Consider the following 22,493-nt stretch of genomic DNA (forward strand, 5'->3'; position numbering starts at 1 on the left):
AAAAGAGGATTCTTGAACGCCCATAAACCAATTTTTACAGCTACCCAACTGGAAACCGCTGAAGAAGTGATTGGATCTATCGCAAACAAAATTGAGAGAGCTCCGAAACCAGGTTGGAACGAGCCCATGGTCGTAATACCAATAACAAAGCCAAGCTACTGGCAGGTACAGAAAACCGCCTTGGAAAAATGCAAGGACACCGATAATGCCTAAAACCCATGTAGCGATAAGCCACCCTGCCGAGGGAACTTTGTTAGCTTTCAGAGCTACGGTTTCAGCATGAGCTAGGTATGAACTCACGTTGGTAGGTTGGCTCCTTGAAGGGTCTGGTTCAAAAAGTTCTGGTTCGTATTTCATAAAACCTCATCCATATTGAACAGTCCACTAGATTGGGGACAGTAAATTAATCATAAGACTAATATAAGTATCTCTCTGGATTCATTGAAAGACCGGCCTCATGCGTACAGAAAGGTAAGATTTATTACCTTCTCATCACCGGCCTCAAAAAACACTCCATAATCTGCGAGAAGTTCCACCCGTGAGGTTTGCGTCACTGTATCTTTTAAAGTAGACACCAATACAGCCCACAAGGATAAGGACACACAATGGAATTTGAGGCCGGAATCAACGCTCTTGCAAAAAAGATGCGAAGCCAGCAGGACATCATTCAAACCGAAGAAGCTACCAAAAATGCTTTCATTATGCCATTTATCTCCCAGGTACTTGGCTATGATGTCTTCAACCCACTTGAGGTCATGCCCGAATTTACCGCTGACCATGGCACCAAAAAAGGTGAGAAAGTGGATTACGCCATCATGCAAGATGGTGAAGTGCGCATCCTCATCGAATGTAAGAAAATTGGCAGCGACCTCAATGTAAAGCATGCCTCGCAGCTCTTCCGATACTTCTCTGTTACCAATTCCCGCATCGCCATCCTCACCAATGGTCAAGTATTCCATTTCTTCACGGACCTGGACTCCCCCAACATCATGGATAAGCGTCCATTCCTCGTCCTCGACCTACTGGATATTGATGAAACGATCCTGCCTGAGCTCAAGAAAATAACCAAGGACACCTTCGACCTCGACTCAATCATCTCTTCGGCTGAAGAACTCAAATATGTGGGGGCTTTGAAGCGCGAAGTAGCCTCTATCTTTAAAGAGCTTCCTGCAGATTTCGTCAAAATGCTTATGACTTCGGTATCAGATAAGCGCGCAACAGCGGATAACATTGCCCTCTTCCGTGACCTGGTTGACAAAGCACTAAAGCAATTTCTCAAGGAACAGGTCAATGACCGTCTAAAGACAGCCCTGGGCGACTCAGATCTCTCTATCCCTGAAGCAATAACCATTGAATCGGCCCCAGCTGCAGTTGACACTGAAGATAATAATCAACAGGACGACAACGGTGTCGTGACAACCGAGGAGGAACTCGCCGGTTATCAGATTGTGAAAGCTATCGCATGCTCCGAGGTTAAGCCGCAGCGCATTGCTCATCGAGATGCAAAGTCATATTTTGCCATTCTCCTTGATGACAACAACCGTAAACCCATTGCACGCTTACACTTCAATGCAAAGTCTCAGTGGTACGTCGGGACCTTCGATGCTGATAAAAAGGAAACTAGGCATCCCATTAATGACTTAGAGGACATCTACGCTTTCGCAGATATAATCCGAGCTACAGTTCGTTCCTTAGAGGCCTAACCAACAACAATCTCGCCCCAAGCACAAGATGCAGGGGCGGGATTTTAGATTGAAGTGCTACGACCAATCCCTATCTGCCACTATGAGCATGACAAAGCCGTCCTAGACAGTTAAGTCCGTATCCAAGCGGTGGCGGCACCAGGCACCACAACAATAAACCCCCGCAGTTTCCCTCTCAACAGCTACGCTATGTTGCTGTTCTAAGAATGAAACTACGGGGGTCCAAGTCAGGAATGGTTTTAGAAGTCCCAGTCCTCGTCCTCGGTGTTCACGGCCTTGCCGATCACGTAGGAAGAGCCAGAGCCTGAGAAGAAGTCGTGGTTCTCATCCGCGTTCGGTGAAAGCGCTGAGAGAATTGCCGGGGACACATTGGTGACGCTGGCGGGGAACATCGCCTCGTAGCCCAGGTTCATCAGTGCCTTGTTAGCGTTGTAATGCAAGAACTTCTTGACGTCCTCAGTCAGCCCAACACCATCGTAAAGTGAAGCGGTGTAAGCCACTTCGTTCTCGTACAGTTCGTAGAGCAGGTTAAAGGTGTATTCCTTGAGCTCCGCCTGACGCTCCGGGCTTTCCTTTTCCAGGGCGCGCTGGAACTTGTAACCAATGTAGTAGCCGTGCACAGCCTCATCGCGAATGATGAGACGAATCAAGTCAGCAGTGTTAGTCAGCTTGGCGTGCGATGACCAGTACATGGGCAGGTAGAAGCCCGAATAGAAGAGGAAGGATTCCAGCAGGGTCGAGGCTACCTTCTTCTTCAGCGGGTCATCGCCCTGGTAGTAATCCATCACGATGTTGGCCTTCTTCTGAAGGTGCTCATTCTCGGTGGACCAGCGGAAAACCTCATCGATTTCCTTGGTGCTGCAGAGGGTGGAGAAAATAGAAGAGTAGCTCTTAGCGTGCACCGACTCCATGAAGGCAATGTTGGTGTACACCGCTTCTTCGTGAGCAGTCACAGCATCGGGCAGCAGAGACACAGCGCCCACAGTGCCCTGAATGGTATCAAGCAGGGTCAGACCGGTGAAGACGCGCATGGTCAGCTGCTTCTCTTCATCGTTCAGTGTCTTCCAGGACTGCACATCATTAGACAGGGGCACCTTCTCAGGTAGCCAGAAGTTGGAGGTCAGACGGTCCCAAACCTCAAGATCTTTTTCGTCCTCAATACGGTTCCAGTTGATTGCTTCAACGTGGTGAACCAGCTTGACCTTTTCACTCATAACGGTGGGAAACTCCTCGTTCAAAAATTCTTATGCGTCTGCAAGACGCTCTGCCTTCTATTGTTCCATTGTTACGCCCAAAATGGCGCGATATTGTTTCATAGCGAACGTCTCAGTCTCACACTCACACCGAAGCTGGCCCCTGTTTAAGCCGCGTACTAATCCCCCGCGTCCTCCTCAACCTCACCCGGAACTTCACCTTCATGCTCGTCTGGACCCAAGCGTGACGCGCGGTCCACCATGGTACGCAGTACCGGCAATGCTTTGACCAGCATCTGAGTTTCTTCTTCACTCAGTGCCTCTGCAACTCTGCCCACCAGCCACTCTTCGCGCTCAGCCTGAATGGACGTAATCATTCGGGTTCCCTGCTCGGTGAGATAGAGCTCTTTACGGCGTTTATCTAGCAGGTTCTTACCCGATGATAGGTAACCTCGTGCCAACAGTGACTTGACAATGACATTCATAGACTGCGGTGTGATCTGCTGAAAACGAGCCAGCTCCGCCCCCGTCTGCCGAGGTTGCACCAGTAGCTGAGCCAGCACCGTTTCCTCAGAAAAAGTGAAGGGCGAAGAACTAGCTGACTCATTCCTCAGACGTCGATGCATTCTGAACACCGAATGGTGGAGGTTGCGCGCGTGCTCTGCTAAAAAATTTTCCAAAAGGCGCCACCCCAAAATAATCAGTTTAACTTATTAGTTATATTGACTATAAACCTCATTCAAGCACTCTGCAAGGCAAATAAAAACAAACCGCCGCTCCCACACAGGGGAACGGCGGTTTGCTAACAGCTCAGAGCTTTAGAGCATGCAGCTGACGCAGCCCTCAATCTCGGTGCCTTCAAGAGCCATCTGACGAATACGTGAGTAGTAGATGGTCTTGATGCCCTTACGCCAAGCGTAAATCTGGGCGCGGTTGACGTCGCGCGTGGTCGCAGTGTCCTTGAAGAAGAGGGTCAGTGACAGACCCTGATCCACGTGCTGGGTTGCCACAGCATAGGTATCAATGATCTTCTCGTAACCAATTTCGTAGGAGTCCTGATAGTAGTCCAGGTTCTCATTGGTCATAAAGGGTGCCGGGTAGTAGACGCGGCCCAGCTTACCTTCCTTACGGATCTCGATCTTCGATGCAATGGGGTGGATCGATGAGGTGGAGCCGTTGATGTAAGAGATAGAACCGGTGGGCGGTACAGCCTGCAGGTTCTGGTTGTACATACCGTGCTCGGCAACCTCAGCTGCCAGCTGCTTCCAGTCCTCAGCACCGGGCACAAAGTGACCGGCAAAGAGTTCGCGGGCCCGCTCGGTTTCGAAATCCCAGGTGCCGTTGATGTACTTCTCGAAGTACTCCCCCGACGCGTACTTTGACTTCTCAAAGCCCACAAAGGTTTCCTTGCGCTCCTTGGCGATTTCCATGGACGCGCGGATGGCGTGGTAGGTCACCGTGTAGAAGTACATGTTGGTGAAGTCCAGTGCTTCTTCTGAACCGTAGTAGACGTGCTCACGAGCCAGGTAGCCGTGCAGGTTCATCTGCCCCAGACCCACAGCGTGGCTCATGGAGTTACCGCGCTCAATGGAGGGCACGGAGGTGATGTCTGACTGGTCAGAGACAGAGGTGAGTGCACGAATAGAGGTGCCGACAGTCTGGGCCAGGTCGCCGCCGTCCATCGCCAGGGCGATGTTCAGTGAACCCAGGTTACAGGAGATGTCCTTACCTACGGTTGCGTAGCTAAGGTCAGCGTTGTAAACGGAAGGCTCTGAGACCTGAAGGATTTCCGAGCAGAGGTTAGACATAATAATCTTGCCCTCGATCGGGTTTGCCTTGTTCACGGTGTCTTCGAACATAACGTAGGGGTAGCCAGACTCAAACTGAATTTCAGCCAGGGTCTGGAAGAACTCGCGAGCGTTAATCTTGGTCTTCTTGATGCGGGCATCATCGACCATCTCGTAGTACTTCTCGGTGACGTTAACATCTGAGAAGGGCACGCCGTAGATGCGCTCAACGTCGTAGGGCGAGAAGAGGTACATGTCCTCATTCTTCTTGGCCAGCTCAAAGGTGATATCGGGGATGACGACGCCCAGTGAGAGGGTCTTGATACGGATCTTTTCGTCCGCATTCTCACGCTTGGTGTCCAAGAAGGAGTAGATGTCGGGGTGGTGAGCGTGCAGGTAAACTGCACCGGCGCCCTGACGTGCGCCCAACTGGTTAGCGTATGAGAAGGAGTCTTCAAGCAGCTTCATGACGGGGATGACGCCGGAGGACTGGTTCTCAATCTTCTTGATCGGCGCACCAGCTTCACGCAGGTTAGTGAGGGCGAATGCCACACCGCCGCCGCGCTTGGAGAGCTGCAGAGCTGAGTTGATGGAGCGACCGATGGACTCCATATTGTCTTCGATGCGGAGCAGGAAGCAAGAGACCAGCTCACCGCGCTGCTTCTTACCGGCGTTGAGGAAGGTGGGGGTGGCAGGCTGGAAACGGCCCGAAATGAGCTCGTCTACGATGCTTTCTGCCAGCTGCTCGTTGCCCTCACCCAGCAGCAACGCAGTCATAACCACACGGTCTTCAAAACGTTCCAGGTAACGCTGGCCGTCAAAGGTTTTCAGCGCGTAGGAAGTGTAGAACTTGAAGGCACCCAAGAAGGTGGGGAAACGGAACTTCTGAGCGTAGGCACGCTTGGAGAGCGCCTTGACGAAGTCAAAGGAGTAGCGCTCAAAGACCTCGGGCTCGTAGTACTGATGCTTGACCAGGTAGTCAATCTTCTCTTCAAGGTCGTGGAAGAACACGGTGTTGTTGTTGACGTGCTGCAGGAAGTACTGGCGGGCTGCCTGACGGTCAGCCTCGAACTGAATCTGGCCGTTCTCATCATAGAGGTTCAGCAGCGCGTTGAGCTCATGGTAGCCCATGCCGCGGTATTTATCGGGGGTGCTGGGGTCTTCGTGACCGGGTTCTACGCTGAGGCCGGGTACAGGGAGTTTTGATTCCAAAATTCTTTCAATCCTTCTTGAACTTTTTGTACATCTTCTTGGGTTCCCATGAGCTCAAATTTGAAGAGCAGGGGAACTCCACATTTAGTGGCAACCTTCTCTGCTGCTATGCAGTAGAGGTCACCAAAGTTTGTATTGCCCGCACCGATAACACCTACCAGGTGCTCACGATTTTGGGGCTGGTTGAGAAATTTAACTGCCTGTGGCGGTATTGATCCCGCTCCCCCAGGACGCCCGTAACTAGGCACGCAGAGCACATAGGGTGCGTGCATGATCGGTGGTTCTTCCGCAGTTTTGAGGGGGATCCGCACATTCGCTACGCCAGTTTTTTGCACGAACTTATGAGTATTTTCTGAGATCGACGAGAAGTAAACGATGGTCGGTTGACCTGTCGCCATCATTTCTTCTGGGGGTTTAGTCTCCATAGCTCATCATCTCCGCAAGGGGTGTTCTGGTCTCTTGATGTACCGGCGGTTCGCCAGCACATGCTGAAGCCCGGGCAATTCACTCTGGAATTTTCGCCCGGGCTATCGTAAAGCGTTAGGCTGCGGCAGCTGCAAGAGCGTTGATTTTATCGGGCTGGAACCCGGACCAGTGGTCATCGCCAGCGATAACAACCGGTGCCTGCAGGTAACCCAGGCCCTTGATGCGAGCCAGCGCATCGGCGTCCTCGGTGATGTCCACGGTGTTGTAGTTAACGCCGAGCTTATCGAGTGCGCGGTAGGTCATGTTGCACTGGACGCAGGCTGGCTTGGTGTACACCGTTACGGTCATGATGGAGCTCTCCTTGGGGTACCCCTCAGACGGGGATATGGGAAGTGGCGTGTCTGCTGGTTGGGGTTTTGAAGGCTAAACCTCTTGTGCCCCGAACCGAGATTTAATACTACATCTAGTGTTACCTCCTCGCGCAACCCCCTAGATAGTGTGGTCTCTTGCCAATTTTTTAAAGACACGCGGCTATCCACAGCTTGGTTCCGCTTGTTCTCGCGGTTTCTGAGAGTTATCCACACCGAGCTCTTTTGAGAGAAGCTGAAAGCTGGTTACTGTGAGCTTAAAAGCAGGTTTTTTGTGCCCCGGTGGGAATAGATTTTTTTAACCGCAAGATTCCGCGGTTTATACAGGGATTAGGGATTCAACGTAAACTTTAGGCTTGAGATCAGCGCTCTCTCCCCATAAATTTTGGGCAGTTTTTTCGCCTCGGAGTGTCGGCTTCGCCGGTGCGTCTGACACTTGACAAGCCGAGTTTTTTGATGGGCAAGAACGAGCCGTAGATGAGGACGCCGGCCTGGGCGTCAGCCACTGTGGGCTGCTGCTCGGGCCGGCGTCCTGAGATAGGGCTGAGGTGTGCGACTCTAGACTAGACCGCGCTCTTTGAGCTGCTCGTAAAGGGCAGTGCCGTCGTTGCCTTCAAGCCAGAGCGCTCCCTTGGTGATTTCCTGGGCACGATTGTCACCCCAGACACGACCAGAGGACAGCACCGATTCACCAAAAGTGAGGTTGCGAATCAAAATCGCTTTAACATTGTGAGGGTAGCGCACCGCGAACCCATTATAAATTTCGGGGTCATGTTGACCGTCATCACCAATAAGAATCCATGTGATGTGGGGAAATTCAGCTGCCAGTCGCTTGAGGGTGCTGACCTTGTGTTGCTGGCCAGATCGAAACCAGCGGTCTGGTGTGGGGCCCCAGTCAGTGAGCAAGAAGGTTCCCTTGGGGTAGCCATTGCGGTGCAGGAAACGGCGCAGAGTGGGCGCAACATTCCACGCACCCGTCGAAAGGTACATGAAGGGGGCTGAGGGGTAGGTGCAGTGCAGGCGATCCATCATGACTGCCATGCCGGGCGTAGCGCTGCGTGCATGCTCGTTGAGCACAAAAGAGTTCCATGCTGCCAGTAGTGGCCGGGGAAGTGCGGTGTTCATGACGGTGTCATCGACATCGCAGATAATTCCAATTTGCTGGTCTTTGGGAACAATATAAACGCTGGTTTGGGCTGGGTGTCCGCCATCAGTACGCATGGTGACATTGTGCATACCGGGTTCGAGCTGCTGCTCGAGACGGACGTCCACGACCCCGCCGCGGTCCGCCTGAACGTCGTGGGTAACCCCTTCAATTTCAACGGTAATTTTTGCATATGAAATTGCCACAGAAGTGAAGGAGCGCCAGCCTCGCACCGGCTCAACGGCAGGATCGCCTTTTTCAACGGAGTCAAAAAAATCTTCAAAGAGATCGGTTTTGTAGAGCACCCGCCCCAGCACGCGTACCCAGCCATCGCTACCGTAGCCCACGCTGGGTACAATGACCGGCTCAAGCTGGTTCCGCTCCGCTCTGCGCTCACGGTGAGCGTGGATTCTATTACCGATACGGAAACCCATATTAACAGCTTCGCCTGCTGCCTCTCGGGCTATGTTCATGAATTCGTGTGCGCCTGAAGTGCTCATAATCCTTATTTTTTCATACTCTATGCCCTAACACGCCACGGTAGAACAGTGGCGGCGCAAGATAGAGGTTGAGTTAAGACAAGGGGTGGGCATCTACCGGTGATGCCCACCCCTGGGGTGTGTCTTGGTGTGGAGCTTGCTCGCTAGTCGACGTTCAGCACGCAGGATGCGCTGCCGGTGCCTTCAGCTTCAGTGGAGTGCAGTGGGTGGGTGAGACCGGTGCCCTTAAGACCGCAGGCTACCTCAGCGTTGGGGTCTTCTGCTTCAACGGAGATACGAATCTGAGAGTCGGAGAGGTCAGTCAGGTCATCTGCGGTGAGCTTGTAGAAAGCTTCGCCGGTAAATTCAGCAGTGTTGCCGTCAAAAGATATTTGATCCTGGTAAACAGTGACCTTGGCGGGTGCTTCATTGCCCTCCAGCGATGCCATTACCTCAAAGGTGATGTCGTCACGGCCACCCCAGTCGCTAATTTCTTCGATGCCCATGCCGGGAACAACGGTCTGAGCGCAGCCTGCTAGAAGAGCGGACGCCGCGAGGGCGGTTGCGAGGGTAACTTTTTTCTTTGCCATACATAAAAATATAGCGTGCTCCCAGGTTCTTGGGGTAATGCTACGCCGGTGTTTGTGACAGTTTGTGCGTAAAACCGCAGCTACAGAGCAGACAAGCGCCACCGACATCTAAGGTCGGTGGCGCTTAGAGTGAGACTCCCCTTTTAGTTACTGGTGTCCAGCGAGAAGCTAGGGTTGGTTGTAACCAGGATCTTGACAGCCGTTTCGTTGCGGTTGATGAGGGTGTCAAACCCTTCGTCCACGAGATTGTCGACCAAAATTTTTCCGGTGATAAATGGTTTGAGGTTGATTTTGCCTGATTCAACAAGCTTGATGGTTTCAGGGTGGTTGTTGACGTAGGCGATAGTGCCGCGTAGGTCTACTTCTTTGAGGACAAGTTTTTGCATGTCCAGGCTGGCAGGTTTGCCCCAGATAGAGACAACAACGATGACACCCTGAGGCTTGATGGCATCGAAGAGGGTATCAAGGACGACGTTGACGGACGTGCATTCAAAGGCGAGGTCAGCACCTTTACCGTTGGTAAGCTTTTTAACTTCTTCGGGGATATCTACTTCAGTGGGTGAGAGCGCGTAATCGGCTACCCCTGAGTCGAGTGCTTTTTGGCGGCGCAGGCTGGAGGTTTCACTGATGATAACTGTTGCACCCTGAGCTTTGAGGACGGCAGCAGTGAGTAGTCCGATAGGGCCGGCTCCACCGACAAGAGCAATGTCGCCTTCTTTGACTCCGCCAGCGCGTTCCACGGCGTGGTAGCCGACAGAAAGAGGTTCGATAAGGGCTGCTTCATCGAGCGGGAGGTCTTTAGAGATTTTATGAACCCAACGACGTTTGACAGCAATTTTTTCGGCAAGCCCGCCACCTCGCCCGGCGAGACCGATGAAGTTCATATTTTCTGAGAGGTGGTAATCCTTTGAGGTGGGGCCGGTATCAACGCTCTCATCGATGATGTAGGGCTCAACTACTACGTGGTCTCCAACCTCGAGGTCAGTGACGCCTGAACCCAGTGCTGCAACGACACCTGAGAATTCGTGCCCCAGAGTAACAGGGGCGGTTTCTCCGGAGATGGGGTGCGGAGTGGTGTGAGTGGGGCAGAAGATGGGGCCTTCGAGATATTCGTGAAGGTCAGTGCCGCAGATGCCACACCAGGCGACGCTGATGAGCACTTCTCCTTCGGCGGGTGTAGGTTCTTCTATTTCTTCGATGCGTATGTCGTTACGGTCGTAGAAACGTGCTGCCTTCATAGTTTTCAACCTTAAGTAGTTTTTGTGCGGGTGCACGATTGCTGTTCACCCGCTGATTTAAGTTTATTTCTCCTTAATGTGAGCGGTGCTACCGTGTCCTGTTTATTTCCCGTCATTTCTCTAACTGTGAACCGCTCTTGCACCTATATCTACGGTAGAAGCAGATGATGAGTATTTACGGATTAGTCGGGTCATATAATCGGAAAGGTTGAAAGGTTGTGATCCGGTGAGTCGAGCGTTTGTAGTGTGGTTGGTGGCGGTTTCCGTTTACTTGGTGGCGATCACCGGACGAACTTCGTTTGGTGTCTCAGGCGTTTTTGCGCTGGAACGCTTCGATGTAGGTGCCTCGCAACTTGCCGTCTTCACGTCCTTGCAGGTGGGTGTCTATGCGCTGTCGCAGATTGTGATGGGCCTTCTCATTGACCGCTTCGGCCCCCGCCGGCTCATGTCAATAGGTGCCGTCATCATGGCATGCGGGCAGATTCTCTTGGGCATCACTACCTCCTTCTCTGTCGCGCTGGGAGCCAGAGCACTCATTGGGGTAGGCGATGCCACCGCTTTTCTTTCCCTCATGAGGCTAATCCCCGAGTGGTTCCCCCTCAGAAAGGCTCCACTCATTGCCCAAACATCAGCAGCTATTGGGCAGCTGGGCCAATTTGTGTCAGCTATCCCTTTCCTTTCACTCCTGAAAGTGCAGGGCTGGACGGTGGCCTTTGTGTCGCTGGGTTCAGTGGGCATTCTTGTCGGCTTAGCCGCCTGGGTAGCGCTACGAGACTCACCGCGTCCGCCCCTCACCACGCCCATCCCCTTAGGCTCCTTTTCAGCGCGTCTAGGGTCGGTGCTGAAGTCACCGGTCTGTTGGCAAGCTTTCTTCGTGCACTGGATGGGCTTGGTGCCACTGATCGTTTTCACCCTTATTTGGGGTGTACCCATGATGACGTTGGGGCTGGGTCTATCGGCTCAGACCGCAGGTATGGCACTGGTGCTCTGCACCGCGGTCAATATTTTCTCTGGCCCGCTTCTGGGAGCCATCTCCCCCAGATTTGGTGCCAAACGTGAGTGCGCGGCAATTACCATGTCTGGTCTGATTGTGCTGAGCTTCCTGGTCTTCTTCCAGGCAGGCGGAGCCTTCTGGCTGCTGCTGGTAGCTGTTGCTCTGCTGGGTATGTTCGTCCCAGCGTCCAACTACGGTTTTGATACCGTGCGCGAGCGCTTATCGCCGGGTGTTTTGGCGGCTGGTACTGGGTTGGCGAATATGGGTGGTTTTACTGCGGGTATGGTGGCTGCGCAGTTGATGGGTGTGTGGTTGGAGCGTTCTGGGGAGTTTTCTTTGGTGGCTTTTGGGCAGGCTTGGTTGGCTGTTCCGTTGGTGTGGTTGCTTGGTTTGGTGGGTTTTGTGGTGAGCCGCCGGGCGATGGTGAGAGGCTAAGTTGGGTCGTACTAGTACGGAGCCCCTGCCGGTTGGCAGGGGCTGTGTGCTGTGTTGAGTTCGAATATGTATTCGATTGGGGTTGTTGGCTTCGTGTTAGAGGGTTGCTGCGAACTCCCCTAGTTTGGTTTTCCACCAGGTTTTGGTGGGGTCGATCAGCTCTGCGCCGGTGAGTTTGGTGCGGTCTACGGAGACGATGCCTTTGGTGGGTGATCCGGCTGGAGTTTTTTTGGTTTGGAAGCTGACGGTAATTTCTGTGCCGTCGGTGAGGCTGGCGCGCCAGTAGCGCCATTTTTCGGTGCTGTTGATGCGGGGGTCGCCGGTGAGGCTTTCGCCGTTGATGGTTGGTGTGGTGCCGAAGAAGGTGAGCCAGTCGTCCCAGGTGATGCCGGTGCCGCGTTCGATGGTTGCTTGGCGGCTTTCAGGGGGTTGGGTGGTGGTCATGGCTGTTCTTTTTGTGAAGGTGATGGTGATGGTGGAGTTTAGGCTCTGCTGGTGATGGCGCCGCCGGCTACGGTGAAGGGCCAGCTGATGCCGTTTTTGGTCATGACGGTGAGGGGGTCTACGCCGGGTGCGAAGAGGACGTCCCTGTTTTTGTAGGCGATGAAGTATTCGTCGAAGGGTGGGAGGTGGAAGGTGAGTCGTCTGGCTGCGGTGAGTTCTTTGCCGGTGACGTCTGCTTGCCAGGGTGCCATGTAGTGGGGCTGGTTGCCGATGTCTGTGCGCAGGAGTTTGCCGTCTGCGGCCAGTTGTTCTGTTGCTTTGAGGCTTGTGCCTTTAGGCAGGGAGGACCACCAGCAGAAGTCTTCGATGGTGGCGGGGCCGCGTGTGCTGAAGTAGCGTTGGGCCAGCTCTGTTGTGGCGTCGTCCTTGTTTCGCTGCTGTGCTTGTTCCAGTTCCTGGGGCAGGGCTACCTTGGTTTGTATGAAGGTGTCGTGCTGCCCTGCTTTGGGGCCTTGAATGATCTGCCCGCTAGCACCTAGACGGCGCAGATGGTGTGAGGTTACGGCGCTGGATTGAGGCAGGTGGGCTGTAACGGAACGTAAGGACGCCCGGTCGGTGAGTTGGGGGCAGGCATCAAAAGTTGCCTGCTGGATTGAGTGGTACTCATCGGTGGTAATACCGGAGGCTGTTGCGAGCCTATCGATATTTCCTGCAACTGAGCGGTGACCGCAGAGCAACGCTACCCAAAGATCATCGCGATGCAGAAAGTGCAGGGTACCGCGCTGAGACCAGGTTCTAATGACCTCGTAGTCTGCCATGGCGGCGTCCAGTTCGCTGGTGTTCTTACCGGTCGGAGCTGCGTCCTGCCCGGCACGGATAGCAAGGCCGGTTAGCCCACCAGCATAGTTCTGCCCCTGAGTTGCCACCATATAGCGGGCTGCCTCGGCCAGGGTCGTCGGTGCAGGACGCGCGTCGGTAGGTGCGAGCGCTTGGGCGATGAGCCTGCGGGCGAGCAGTTCTTTGGTATCCATGGCTCTAAGTTTAGAGGGGGCTGGGTGCAGATGGCGTGTGTTGACGGAGGGCTATTAGCAACCGTCGGGGCCACAGCTTGCTCCGCCTTCTGCTCCGGGGACGGTGAGTAGCGTGGGCTTGGGTTCTGCGGGGTGTAGTTGCTCCCAGACCTGGCGTAGTCCACCGAGAATGAAGTCAACGGGCTGGGCGCCGTTGATGGCCCACTTCCCTTCAATGAGGAAGAAGGGGACACCGCTGATGCCGTAGGTGCGGGCTTGGTTTTCGTCAGTGCGCACGGCATCTGCGTAAAGGTCGGTGGTGAGAACTTCTTCTACCTCAGGTGCAGGCAGCCCTAACTCGAGGGCGATCTCGCGGATGGTGGCGGGGTCAGCTACTGATTTGCCGTCGGTAAAGTAGGCGGTCTTGAAGGCTTGTTGGGCTTCACTGGCTTTTCCGTGAGCAGCCGCAAGATGGATCATGCGGTGGGCGTCAAAGGTGTTTCCGTACTGGGCTTTTTGCCAGTTGAAGGTCAGTCCGACGGCTTGGGCTCGGGCGGCGATATCTCGTTGGGATGCTTCTGACTGCTCCAGGCTAATACCGTACTTGCGGGCGATGGCTTCAGCTAGCGTCCCCTCGGCTGTTGCTGGCGCGGTTGGGTCTAGTTCGAAGGAACGCCAGATAATCTCAACAGCATCGCGGTGTTCGAATTGCTCGAGGGCAAGTTCGAGGTGGCGTTTGCCAATGAGGCAGAAGGGGCAAACAATGTCGGACCAGATTTCAATCTTCATGGAAACACTTTTCTTTCTAGGTAAAGTTTCTAGGGTGAATAACTAGTCGGGGCCCTACTTTATTCCAGCAGGAACACCACGCTGTATCCTTCCGGGTAAGAACTATGGTGGTGCCCTGCTCCAGGCTCAGAGCACCAAAGTAAGCGCTGATGGGGTTGGTATGTGTTGAGGGTGAGCCGGTACAGTGGTGGTGCAACGGTTTTCTACCCCGGACGGAGCTATGTCCCCTTCATCGTCACCCACCCCGCACCAGCTCTTTGGTTTCTTCGCAGCTGCCGAGATGGTTACCTGGGCTGGTCTGATCGCCGCTATTGTTAGCAGGGCGATTGGTCTTGCTGATTTCGTTTCTCTTGCCGGCGGTCTGCACGGCTTCATTTTTCTAAGCTACGCCACCGCCACTGTCTTCGTCTGGGTTAATCAGAAATGGAAGCCTGCTCTAGGCATTATGGGCGTACTGCTAGCCATTGTGCCTTTTGCAACCGTGCCCTATGAAATTTTTCTTAAGAAGCGCGGCCTTTTGGACGGCGGGTGGCGTCTTGCCCCCGGCGGTCAGGCACCGCGCACCCTGGTAGAAAAGGTTCAGACTTGGGTGCTTCGTAACCCTCTACTGGCAATTATTTTGTTGCTTGCTTTTGTGGTGGCTCTCTACCTGACCCTGCTGTGGTTGGGCCCGCCCATCCCCAAGAACTAGCCTCTGGGTCTCATTGCCCTCAATGGTCAGAACCCGGCGCCCGATGTGGCGCCGGGTTCTTGCTATCGGGGGAGCAATAACCACCAGCTGTATTCTCAGTAGCTGGTCAGCATATTTCCGCTACGGCTACACCAACCCTAGGATGGTTGTCTATGACCCTAACCCTCTGGCTTTCTCTCGTGGCTGCCTGTCTTATTATCAGTTTGACGCCTGGCGCCGGTGCGGTGAACACCATGACAACCTCCCTGCTCTATGGCTGGAGGCGTTCATTCTTTACGGTGCTGGGGCAACAGCTAGCGTTACTGACGCAGATCGCTATTGTGGCTGCCGGGTTGGGGGTCATCGTTGCTCAGTCGCCCATCCTTTTTGACGTCATACGGTACGGCGGCGCGGCTTATCTGGTTTACCTGGGTATTCGTATGATGCTGGCAAAAGTGAAGCCAGCTCGGGATGCCGAATCCGCGCGGGTTGAGGGTGCGGGTAGAAAGGCTCCCAAACGTCCCGGTTCGCCGCTTTCACTGGTGAACCGCGGCTTTTGGGTCAACATGTCTAACCCTAAGGCTATTGTTTTTATTCTGGCTTTCATGCCGCAGTTCATTCGCCCGGATCAGCCGCAGCTACCCCAGTACCTGCTGCTGGCTTCCACCATGATTGTTATTGACATCGTGGTTATGTGGGGCGGTTTTGCGGTGGTGGCAAAATCGCTCACCCGGCTCTCTCACTCGGTGCGTGGACAGCGAGCGCTCAACCTGGTCTTTGGTTCCCTCTTCATCCTGGTAGCAGCCATTATGGTGCTGGCCGGGCACTAGAAGCGGTCAAGAAAAGTCAGGGCTCGGAAGGTCCGCTCACCTGCGTGATGGGTTACCGTGCTGCTTAGTTTTATGGTCGTAGCTACTAAGGCTACATATACTGAAGTTCTGTAGGAGTCATCAGGCAGAGTAGGTTTTAGATGCCACAATTTAAGCAGCTGAATTTGGCTCGCCATCAGATTTTAGACCTTGTTGATGCGGTTGCCCCTGGGCAGAAGGTACAAGAAATTGTTGAAACAGGCACCAGTTCAGTGGTTGTACTGACGCCTGATCTAGCCATACGTATAGCTCGTGACGAGATAGCGGCAAGGGAACTAAAGCGGACTCAACGTCTTGTCGATGAGTTGCCGGAGTTCTCCTTTCAGGTACCGCGCTCAGCAGCAGAGATTCTAGATGAGGGTGGCATTGTCGCAGTTCCCACTCACCGGCTTACGGGTAGCCCACATGCTGCTGGGTCGGGTAACCCCAAGGCGCTGAAAGCTGTACTGGATGAAATCCAGGAGGTTGATATCAGCGGACTCACAAATTTTCTTGCTGAACCTTACGTCTTCTGCGGGGGTCGTCAGCGGTTGGATGTTTTGCACAAGATAGTGCCTTTGTTGGACGCCGTCGCACAGGAACCAGCTTTGGAGATTATTCATCAGCTTGAAAACCAGGAAGCCAGGCTCACACCAGCTGATCTAGGCTTCACCCACGGCGATTAAGCTGGCTCTAATATGCTTTTCGAGGGTGACCAGGTGACAGCGATCCTCGACTGGGATTTAGCATCGGTATCTGACCCGGCTGTTGATGTGGCCAGCCTGGCTAACTGGCATGGGTGGCAGCTTCTCCCCCAGCTAGCCAACCCAGAGTTAGCTGACCGTGCTGAAATTCTGCGTCGGTCTCACCCGCTCCAGGCTGTCGCATTTGCCTATCTACATGGATGGTCAGAGGAAGAACTAACTATTGAAGCCCAAAGAGCCTCTGAACGCATCATCAATAATGCGTGTTGATAGCTTTCTAGATGAACTCAGGCGCCAAGGCGGCTGAGTAGTCCCGCTTTTACCTGGGGCCATTCGTCGGTCAGGATGCTGAAGATGAGGGTGCTATCCCAGCTGCCATCCGCCATCCTTCTGTTGCGGCGCAGCTCCCCCTCAAGAGCTGCCCCCAACTTACTGACGGCTGCAGCTGACCGGGAGTTGATTCCCGCCACCTCAAATTCAACCCTCGAAAACCCGTGTTCGAAGGCCCAGGAGAGCAGGGTGTATTTAGTGTCAGGGTTGACTGTGCTGCCCCAGACCTCCGGCGCATAGGCGGTATAGCCGATGGCCAGACTCTCGGTAGCTGGGTTGAGCTTATAGAAGGACGTGGTGCCGACCAGCTCCCCCTCATACCGCACCAGGTAGCTCCGCCCACCTTTCAACCAGGGGCAATAATCCACAAAGAACCTTACGTACTCTTCGGGCGAGGCTGGCAGAGCAGCGATACCCCCGGCGTGCCCACCGGCAAAGACCTCCGGTACGCACAGCTTAGGCGCAACCGCATACAACCCATCAAGGGATAGAGGCTCAAGGGTTACATACCTTCCCCCAAGAATTTCGGTGGGGTGAGGAAATGCTAAAGCCGGCATGGCGCCCTCCGTGATAACTTATCGTGCTCGCCTGAGCAACGGGACTCACCCCAACTATGTCATACAACCACGTAGCTCATAGTAAAAATGTCCGTTCAAAGAACCAATGCTCTAGAGACTAAGGTTCGCAGCAACCAGGTTTACTGGGGATCGTCGTCCCAGGGAACAGGGGTGGTAACTCCCGTTTCCCAGTCGCGGCGCAAGATTGCGTAGGCAACCGATGCAACAGCTCCGCCGCCTGCCACAGGCCAGGCTTCCCGGTAATGGGCTTCTTTAACCCAACCAGCTCGAACAAAAGTTTTCCGCATCGGCAGGTTATCCTCCCGGGTCTGCCCTTCAAAGCGAGCAAATTGGGGGTTATTCTCAAATAACCAGATGGTGATCGATAACAGTAGGTCTTTGCCGAAGCCCTTACCGCGATGCTCCTCGGCTAGCCGCAGGTCAAAAAGCGGTGTTGGGTCTTCTAAGTCTTCAAGACGCACAAAACCAACCCGCCCCAGCGTCCGGTGCAGAATCCAGTAGGAGTCGTTCTCGTCATCCCGGTAAGCCCCTGCCTCGATAGCTTCTCTAATGTCTTCCGCCGTTGGATGAGGGTTCACGTGATAGGGCCAAGGCTGGGCTGTCATGAAGTTGATGAGCTCTTGCGCTTCAGCTACGGGGTCAATACGTTCAAAAGTAAACATCTGCTTCCTTACAGTAGTTCTTAGTGAAGCCTATCGTGAGGAAAGAGACTTCGGTAGCATCAAAGAAAATTCTAAAAACTTAGCGTGTGGAAACTTCTTGTATCCTCAAACCCGGTGGGCATTTTCTCACCCAGCAAGTGCACGGCCTTGAGGTCCCAGAATTTCAGGACTGGTTTGGCAGCGAGCCCCAGTACCCTCACGTCACCGCAGAAAACTATTGCTCAGATCTAGAGGTAGCAGGTCTGGAGATTACGACGGTTGAGGACTGGTCGGGCCGTATGACCTTCAAGGACGCAGAAGCGCTCGTAACCTATCTGGGGTTGGTGCCTTGGGACGTCCCTGAGGATTTCACCGTAGATGCGTATGCAGATAGACTCTTGCGGTTGGACTCAGCGCCCATCGCCGTCACCCAGCGCTGCTTCAGAATCTACGCAGCTAAAGCTTAGGCACCTGATTCATAAGAAACTCAGCTTAAACAAAAAACGCCCTCACCGTTACGGTGAGGGCGTTTGCTCTGTGGAGATAAGGGGACTCGAACCCCTGACCCCTTGCATGCCATGCAAGTGCGCTACCAGCTGCGCCATATCCCCATATTCTTTTGTTTGCCGCCGTGGCGACTCATCTAGTGTACCCAGATGTTTGAACGGCGCGCAAATCGGGGGACCCTATTTTTCAAAATTCTTCTACTTTTTTCTGCCCCCCATTTTGATCTGCAGAAAGCCGGACGCCGCGCACCAAATAGGGTGCGCGACGTCCGGTGGTAAATGCTTTAAGGCAAACCTTGGCGGAGGTACTAGTCGTCCTCGCGCTGGTTCATCAAATCCTCTGCGGGAGTGATGGTCTGGTAGTCAGCTTCAGCGCCAGCAATATCCACTGCACCAACCTCTGAGTCCAAGCCCAGCTCAATGCGGGGAGCTTCGCCCCACAGGCGGTCCAGGGCGTAGAAAGCGCGGTCCTCTTCGTGCTGAACGTGCACCACGATGTCACCGAAGTCCAGCAGAACCCAGCGGCCCTCAGCGCGACCTTCGCGGCGCAGGGGCTTGATGCCCAACTCTTCGCGGAGCTTATCTTCAACCCCATCAACAATCGCGTTGACCAGTCGTTCGTTGTGGGCTGAGACAACGAGGAACCCGTCAATCAAACCCATGATGTCAGAAGCATCAACAGCTAGCAGGTTGGTTCCCTGCATATCGTCCGCAGCGCGTGCGGCCACCTTTAGCGCTTCAATAGACTCTGCAGCAGCAGTCATTTCGCCCTTTCCGAGCACGTAGCACCCCAAACTTTTTGGGGTCTATCTAAAACTTATTGAAAAAAGAAGAACCATACAATCAGCAATAGCGCCACAAGCACCACAATGCCAATAATTGACGCCATCGCCCCGCTCTGAGCGGCTGGTTGATCAGCTTGCTCTGAGGCAACCTCAATATCGGTGGACTGGCTTGTTTCGTCAGTCGTATCGATGGTCTCTTCTTGATTGGCAACCTCCACCTCTCGGTCGGTAGGTTGCGCGGTGAATTCTTCACCGCTTTCTTCAGTCATTACCTCTGATGAATGATCGCCCATGAGGGGTTCTTCGGTTTCATCAGAACTCTCAGAGTCTACCGCACGGTCAACCTGTTCGGAACTGTTGACGGTAGCCGGTTCAGTCACATCACCGGAAAGCCCTGCGGGCAGTGTCTCGTCTAACTCCGTTAAATCAAGGCCCTGAGCGTCCACAGCGCGAACGGGCGATGGGAGGCTAAGCTCTGGTAGCTCCACCTGAGTATCAGCTGGGGTTTCATTAGGAAGCTCAGATTGAACCTCTGCCGTGCCCTCCCCCGGTAGCTCATCGGGAACAAATGCTGAATCCCCCAAGAAGTCGCCGGTGGGTGAGGCGTAATCAGCTGAAGGATAAGCACCCATTGTTTCAACCGGCGCATCACCTGCGTATATCTGCTGCCCAATCTGGGTCAGGGGGTCCTCCAGCACGGTTGCTTGAGTCTGTTCAAAATCCAGCTCGGGTTCATCTGAGGTGACCTTTTGGTCAATAGAACCCAGGCTCGCTAGCTGATCGAGGTAACCGGCACGGTGAGACTGCGGGGATGGCGCCTGCCCACTCATGAACATAGGTGCAGCGGGTAAGGGGTCATCCCCGCGCTCTACGGCGCGCAGGTAATCAGCCACCTCCTCATAGTAACGAGCCAAACGACGCGGGCCCATGGGCCTGGCCGGAGGGGGTATAGTAAGCCCATCCTCCGTGATCAAAGGCTCGGTGAGGTAGGTGGTGCTGTTTTTAGCAGCTGGTCCTTCTGCTGATTCAGCAGGTGATTTACTCAAGGGGGTCCTCAGTGGTCGAGAGCGTAACTAACACTTATCTTCATGGTAGCAAGACAGCCAGAAACGCTCTAGCCAGGAACGCTGTGCACCGAAGGTGTGGCAGGTTCTAAGCTACTGGTGGCAGACCTTCGTTGTAGCTACCTGCCCCGGCGGCCGCATCGTCAGCGCTGTATAGCTCGTACTTGTTGATATATTGCACCACACCGTCAGGCACCAGGTACCAGACCGGCATTTTATCGCGGGCACGGTCTCTAATGCCCGTTGATGAAATTGCCATAGCGGGGATTTCCAGGAGGGCCACTCGTCCCTCAGCAGGCCCGGGGATAGTCAGTTCATGCCCGGGGCGGGTCACACCGATGAAGTAGGCAAGGTCCCACATCTTCTCGGCGTCCTTCCAGGTCATCATCTGCCCTAGAGCGTCAGCACCGGTGATGAAGAAGAGATCGGCGTTGGGGCGTAGCTCGTGCAAGTCGGTGAGCGTATCGATAGTGTAGGTGGGCCCTTCACGGTCAATATCCACGCGGCTCACGGTAAAGCGAGGGTTGGAAGCGGTAGCGATCACCGTCATGAGGTAGCGGTGCTCGGGGTCTGTCACCTCTTTATCGGCCTTTTGCCAGGGCTGCCCAGTGGGGACAAAAACTACCTCATCCAAATCAAGATAGGCAGCCACCTCACTGGCAGCAACCAGGTGCCCGTGGTGGATGGGGTCAAAGGTTCCACCCATCACCCCCAGACGGGTTCTTCCCGGGGTTCTTTGGGGGATGCCAAGGTTCACTTGGTCATCGAACGTTGTAGCGTTCACAGGTCTCCTGCCGAGTAGGTGGTACAACAGCGGCGCGAGCGCCGGAAGATTTTCCGGCACTCGCGCCGACAGTTATAAAGATTATTTGCCTAGTGGCGGCCGTGCTTGTTCTTGTAATCAAGCATTGCTGCTTCTTCCTCAGCGGAGAGGTGACCAGCGGCGTGCTCGGCGCGTATTACGCCACGGCCTGAGAAAGAGATGGTGATGAACATAAGGATGCCGAAGAACATGAAACCGAAAATAGCGAACCAGTAGGTGGGAATACCGTACAGTTCAAGCTGGTGCGCGCCGGTCTCTTCTGAGGCAAGGACGGTGGCACCTGCGGCAAGGAGGGTATCAAACATGTGTGCACCTTTCAATCGGTGTGCAGTGTGTGGGCACACCGGTGGTGGGCCAGTATGGGTTTTATCTAATGCTACCGGTTGGGCTTGGTTTTTGCGTAGTTGCGCCCCACCGGTAGCGTAATTTTTTAGCTGGTATGCGCTCTAGGAGCGGGTGTGCCCGTCGCCGCGCACAATCCATTTAGAGGTGGTGAGCTGTTCGAGGCCCATAGGCCCCCGAGCGTGCAACTTCTGGGTGGAGATCCCCACCTCTGCGCCTAAACCGAACTGCCCGCCATCCGTAAAACGGGTAGAGGCATTTACATAGACGGCCGCTGAATCGACATCGCGCACAAAGGTCTCAGCGTTGACAAGGTCGTTGGTGATAATGGCTTCTGAGTGACCGGTGGAGTAAGTGCGAATGTGGCGGCGTGCATCTGGAAGGCCAGCTACCGTTTTGACGGCAAGATCGAGTGAGCCGTATTCGGCGCTCCAGTCCTCTTCGGTAGCGTCCACAGCCTCTACACCTTCGGGCAGTATTTCTCGGGTGTCAGCATCAACGTGCAGGGTGACACCGGCACGGGAAAGGGCTGTGAGGACGGCGGGGGCGGCCTTAGCTCCCTTTGCTAGAAGCAGGGTTTCAACGGTGTTACAGGTGCCGGGGCGCTGAGTTTTAGCGTTGAGAAGGATCTCAACGGCCATCTTCTCATCTGCGCTCTCGTCAACAAAGATATGGCAGTTGCCCTCACCGGTTTCAATGACAGGTACGCGGGAGTTTCGCACCACTGACTGAATCAGACTGCGGCCCCCTCGGGGAATGAGAACGTCAATCTTACCGGCAGCAAGCATGAGAGCGTTGGCGCCTTCCCGCCCAAATTCATCTACCGACTGCACGGAGTCAATGGGCAGACCGGTGGCGTAGAGAGCATCACGAATAATGCGAACAATGACCTGGTTGGTTTTCTCAGCGGCGCTGCCACCGCGCAGCAGCACAGCGTTCCCGGATTTAATAGCAAGCCCAGCAATATCGACGGTGACATTTGGGCGCGCCTCGTAAATAGCTCCGATGACGCCCAGAGGTACCCGCACCTGTTGCATGCGTAAACCGTTGGGCAAGGTGGAGCCACGCATCACTTCACCCACCGGGTCAGGCAGACCAATCAGTGCACGCAGAGCACCGGCTAGCTCGCCCACCCGGTGCTCGTTCAAAGCCAGGCGGTCCAACATCGCAGGGCTCATGCCCGCCTCATGCTCGCGTTCAAGATCCAGAGCATTCTGTTCGGTAATAATTGCCGCGTGCTTCTCCAGCGAGACGGCCACGGCTTCAAGGGCTCGGTTCTTCCAATTGCTATCTGCACGGGCTAACTTCAAAGAAGCCACGCGGGCGTCCTCTGCCATATGCACCACGCTCTGCATGGTTTTTTCGTTGACCTCAAGTTGTTCTGCCACGG

The 22,493-nt window shown here is 54.4% G+C and carries 26 protein-coding genes and 1 tRNA gene; 8 read left to right on the forward strand and 19 right to left on the reverse strand.

What is annotated here, in order from left to right; all coding sequences use genetic code 11:
- Positions 1-12: 12 nt before the first annotated feature.
- Together M3668_RS00130 and M3668_RS00135 are read left to right on the forward strand one after the other, a co-directional pair.
- Entirely contained in the window at positions 13-213 is a 201-nt protein-coding gene (locus tag M3668_RS00130; protein WP_251378822.1) for a hypothetical protein, read from the forward strand.
- A gap of 392 nt (positions 214-605) precedes the next feature.
- Positions 606-1,703 (forward strand): type I restriction endonuclease, encoded by a 1,098-nt coding sequence (locus M3668_RS00135; RefSeq protein WP_251378823.1) that lies wholly within the window; start codon positions 606-608, stop codon positions 1,701-1,703.
- 239 nt (positions 1,704-1,942) lie between these two features.
- Here M3668_RS00135 and nrdF read toward each other — a convergent pair whose 3' ends face one another.
- The 8 genes from nrdF to M3668_RS00175 all read right to left on the reverse strand — a co-directional run bounded on the left by nrdF (position 1,943) and on the right by M3668_RS00175 (position 10,140).
- The gene (gene nrdF, locus M3668_RS00140) at positions 1,943-2,917 is read right to left on the reverse strand and encodes a class 1b ribonucleoside-diphosphate reductase subunit beta (protein WP_251378824.1); all 975 of its coding nucleotides are present in this window, start codon (positions 2,915-2,917) and stop codon (positions 1,943-1,945) included.
- 158 nt (positions 2,918-3,075) lie between these two features.
- A complete protein-coding gene (locus M3668_RS00145) occupies positions 3,076-3,576 on the reverse strand; it encodes a MarR family winged helix-turn-helix transcriptional regulator (protein ID WP_251378825.1) in 501 nt (166 codons plus the stop codon).
- A gap of 138 nt (positions 3,577-3,714) precedes the next feature.
- A complete protein-coding gene (gene nrdE / locus M3668_RS00150) occupies positions 3,715-5,895 on the reverse strand; it encodes a class 1b ribonucleoside-diphosphate reductase subunit alpha (RefSeq protein ID WP_502948938.1) in 2,181 nt (726 codons plus the stop codon).
- Positions 5,859-6,320 carry a class Ib ribonucleoside-diphosphate reductase assembly flavoprotein NrdI gene (nrdI, locus tag M3668_RS00155; RefSeq protein WP_251378826.1) on the reverse strand — a complete coding sequence of 154 codons (462 nt, stop codon included), beginning with the start codon at positions 6,318-6,320 and terminating at the stop codon, positions 5,859-5,861. The genes nrdE and nrdI overlap by 37 nt, the downstream gene beginning before the upstream one ends.
- Positions 6,321-6,435: 115 nt before the next feature.
- Positions 6,436-6,669: a glutaredoxin-like protein NrdH gene (gene nrdH / locus M3668_RS00160; RefSeq protein WP_237203700.1), complete on the reverse strand. Its 234-nt coding sequence runs from the start codon at positions 6,667-6,669 to the stop codon at positions 6,436-6,438.
- A gap of 578 nt (positions 6,670-7,247) precedes the next feature.
- Positions 7,248-8,333: an App1 family protein phosphatidate phosphatase gene (locus M3668_RS00165; protein ID WP_251378827.1), complete on the reverse strand. Its 1,086-nt coding sequence runs from the start codon at positions 8,331-8,333 to the stop codon at positions 7,248-7,250.
- A 143-nt stretch (positions 8,334-8,476) separates the two neighbouring features.
- Positions 8,477-8,902: a hypothetical protein gene (locus tag M3668_RS00170; RefSeq protein WP_237203702.1), complete on the reverse strand. Its 426-nt coding sequence runs from the start codon at positions 8,900-8,902 to the stop codon at positions 8,477-8,479.
- Positions 8,903-9,045: 143 nt separating this feature from the next.
- On the reverse strand, positions 9,046-10,140 hold the full coding sequence (locus tag M3668_RS00175; protein ID WP_251378828.1) for a 2,3-butanediol dehydrogenase: 1,095 nt from the start codon (positions 10,138-10,140) through the stop codon (positions 9,046-9,048).
- Positions 10,141-10,366: 226 nt separating this feature from the next.
- On the opposite strand from M3668_RS00175, the gene M3668_RS00180 reads away from it, so the two are divergent.
- Positions 10,367-11,569, forward strand: coding sequence for an MFS transporter (locus M3668_RS00180; protein WP_251378829.1), 1,203 nt, complete (start codon positions 10,367-10,369; stop codon positions 11,567-11,569).
- Positions 11,570-11,665: 96 nt separating this feature from the next.
- Here M3668_RS00180 and M3668_RS00185 read toward each other — a convergent pair whose 3' ends face one another.
- Genes M3668_RS00185 through M3668_RS00195 form a run of 3 tightly spaced genes read right to left on the reverse strand, consistent with a single transcriptional unit; the run spans position 11,666 to position 13,812 of the window.
- Entirely contained in the window at positions 11,666-12,013 is a 348-nt protein-coding gene (locus tag M3668_RS00185) for a hypothetical protein (protein WP_251378830.1), read from the reverse strand.
- A gap of 38 nt (positions 12,014-12,051) precedes the next feature.
- Positions 12,052-13,044 (reverse strand): DNA glycosylase AlkZ-like family protein, encoded by a 993-nt coding sequence (locus M3668_RS00190; RefSeq protein WP_251378831.1) that lies wholly within the window; start codon positions 13,042-13,044, stop codon positions 12,052-12,054.
- Positions 13,045-13,098: 54 nt separating this feature from the next.
- Entirely contained in the window at positions 13,099-13,812 is a 714-nt protein-coding gene (locus M3668_RS00195) for a DsbA family oxidoreductase (protein ID WP_251378832.1), read from the reverse strand.
- A gap of 220 nt (positions 13,813-14,032) precedes the next feature.
- Between M3668_RS00195 and M3668_RS00200 the strand changes: the two genes are divergently transcribed.
- The 4 genes from M3668_RS00200 to M3668_RS00215 all read left to right on the forward strand — a co-directional run bounded on the left by M3668_RS00200 (position 14,033) and on the right by M3668_RS00215 (position 16,304).
- The gene (locus tag M3668_RS00200; protein ID WP_251378833.1) at positions 14,033-14,503 is read left to right on the forward strand and encodes a DUF3817 domain-containing protein; all 471 of its coding nucleotides are present in this window, start codon (positions 14,033-14,035) and stop codon (positions 14,501-14,503) included.
- 152 nt (positions 14,504-14,655) lie between these two features.
- Positions 14,656-15,312 carry a LysE family transporter gene (locus M3668_RS00205; protein WP_251378834.1) on the forward strand — a complete coding sequence of 219 codons (657 nt, stop codon included), beginning with the start codon at positions 14,656-14,658 and terminating at the stop codon, positions 15,310-15,312.
- A gap of 140 nt (positions 15,313-15,452) precedes the next feature.
- Positions 15,453-16,016, forward strand: coding sequence for a hypothetical protein (locus tag M3668_RS00210; protein WP_251378835.1), 564 nt, complete (start codon positions 15,453-15,455; stop codon positions 16,014-16,016).
- Positions 16,017-16,028: 12 nt separating this feature from the next.
- On the forward strand, positions 16,029-16,304 hold the full coding sequence (locus M3668_RS00215) for a phosphotransferase (RefSeq protein ID WP_285835618.1): 276 nt from the start codon (positions 16,029-16,031) through the stop codon (positions 16,302-16,304).
- 17 nt (positions 16,305-16,321) lie between these two features.
- On the opposite strand, the gene M3668_RS00220 is transcribed toward M3668_RS00215, so the two are convergent.
- Together M3668_RS00220 and M3668_RS00225 are read right to left on the reverse strand one after the other, a co-directional pair.
- On the reverse strand, positions 16,322-16,921 hold the full coding sequence (locus tag M3668_RS00220; RefSeq protein ID WP_251378837.1) for a GNAT family N-acetyltransferase: 600 nt from the start codon (positions 16,919-16,921) through the stop codon (positions 16,322-16,324).
- A gap of 140 nt (positions 16,922-17,061) precedes the next feature.
- Complete coding sequence (locus M3668_RS00225; RefSeq protein ID WP_251378838.1) at positions 17,062-17,604, reverse strand: GNAT family N-acetyltransferase; 543 nt, start codon at positions 17,602-17,604, stop codon at positions 17,062-17,064.
- 86 nt (positions 17,605-17,690) lie between these two features.
- Here M3668_RS00225 and M3668_RS00230 point away from each other — a divergent pair, with 86 nt between their 5' ends.
- A complete protein-coding gene (locus M3668_RS00230; protein WP_251378839.1) occupies positions 17,691-18,050 on the forward strand; it encodes a hypothetical protein in 360 nt (119 codons plus the stop codon).
- Positions 18,051-18,121: 71 nt separating this feature from the next.
- Here M3668_RS00230 and M3668_RS00235 read toward each other — a convergent pair.
- The 6 genes from M3668_RS00235 to M3668_RS00260 form a co-directional block, all read right to left on the reverse strand.
- Positions 18,122-18,194 (reverse strand) — tRNA-Ala (locus M3668_RS00235).
- A gap of 203 nt (positions 18,195-18,397) precedes the next feature.
- A complete protein-coding gene (gene rsfS / locus M3668_RS00240) occupies positions 18,398-18,853 on the reverse strand; it encodes a ribosome silencing factor (protein ID WP_251378840.1) in 456 nt (151 codons plus the stop codon).
- Positions 18,854-18,906: 53 nt separating this feature from the next.
- A complete protein-coding gene (locus M3668_RS00245) occupies positions 18,907-19,920 on the reverse strand; it encodes a hypothetical protein (protein ID WP_251378841.1) in 1,014 nt (337 codons plus the stop codon).
- Between the two features lie 106 nt (positions 19,921-20,026).
- Positions 20,027-20,722: a nicotinate-nucleotide adenylyltransferase gene (nadD, locus tag M3668_RS00250; protein ID WP_502948939.1), complete on the reverse strand. Its 696-nt coding sequence runs from the start codon at positions 20,720-20,722 to the stop codon at positions 20,027-20,029.
- Positions 20,723-20,811: 89 nt separating this feature from the next.
- The gene (locus tag M3668_RS00255; RefSeq protein WP_251378842.1) at positions 20,812-21,066 is read right to left on the reverse strand and encodes a hypothetical protein; all 255 of its coding nucleotides are present in this window, start codon (positions 21,064-21,066) and stop codon (positions 20,812-20,814) included.
- A 141-nt stretch (positions 21,067-21,207) separates the two neighbouring features.
- Complete coding sequence (locus M3668_RS00260) at positions 21,208-22,458, reverse strand: glutamate-5-semialdehyde dehydrogenase (RefSeq protein ID WP_251379672.1); 1,251 nt, start codon at positions 22,456-22,458, stop codon at positions 21,208-21,210.
- Between the last annotated feature and the right edge of the window lie 35 nt (positions 22,459-22,493).

It is taken from the genome of Rothia sp. P100, from assembly GCF_023712425.1.
GTDB lineage: Bacteria > Actinomycetota > Actinomycetes > Actinomycetales > Micrococcaceae > Rothia > Rothia endophytica.